Genomic DNA, 581 nt, shown 5'->3' with positions numbered 1-581 from the left:
GTAGTTTATCCTCAAGTAGGCTCAGAGCATTCTTCGCATCTTTATCACCGCTCTTGGCTGTTCTGGTGAAACGCTTGATAGCCTTTTCTACGGTATCAAGGTCAGATAAAGCAAGCTCGGTATTAATTACATCAACGTCGGCTTGAGGGTTCACCTTGGCAGAAACGTGAACAACGTTTTCATCTTCGAAGCAGCGTACAACGTGAGCGATAGCGTCTGTTTCTCTAATATTAGCCAGGAACTGGTTACCGAGGCCTTCGCCTTTAGATGCGCCTTCTACTAGACCGGCAATATCAACAAACTCCATTGTAGTTTGGATAACCTTCGCTGGGCTGACAATGGCTGCAAGCTTGTCTAGGCGAGGGTCTGGCATGCCAACAACACCAGCGTTAGGTTCGATAGTACAGAAAGGAAAGTTTTCTGCGCCGATACCTGCTTTGGTAAGTGCGTTGAATAAGGTTGATTTGCCGACGTTAGGAAGGCCGACGATGCCGCAGTTAAAACCCATAATCTGAATCCCAGGCTGTAAAGTATAATTAGAAAAATTGGGCGCAAGTATACAGTAGGGTAGCGGGACAGTT

1 protein-coding gene is annotated in these 581 nt (G+C 46.6%); it reads right to left on the bottom strand.

Going from position 1 to position 581, the window contains the following annotated elements; all coding sequences use genetic code 11:
- A partial coding sequence (locus A3766_RS09630; protein WP_156508837.1) for a GTPase occupies nucleotides 1-508 on the bottom strand: 508 nt, incomplete at its 3' end.
- Between the last annotated feature and the right edge of the window lie 73 nt (nucleotides 509-581).

It is taken from the genome of Oleiphilus sp. HI0132 (assembly GCF_001635845.1).
This window is presented reverse-complemented; position numbering and strand designations above follow the sequence as displayed.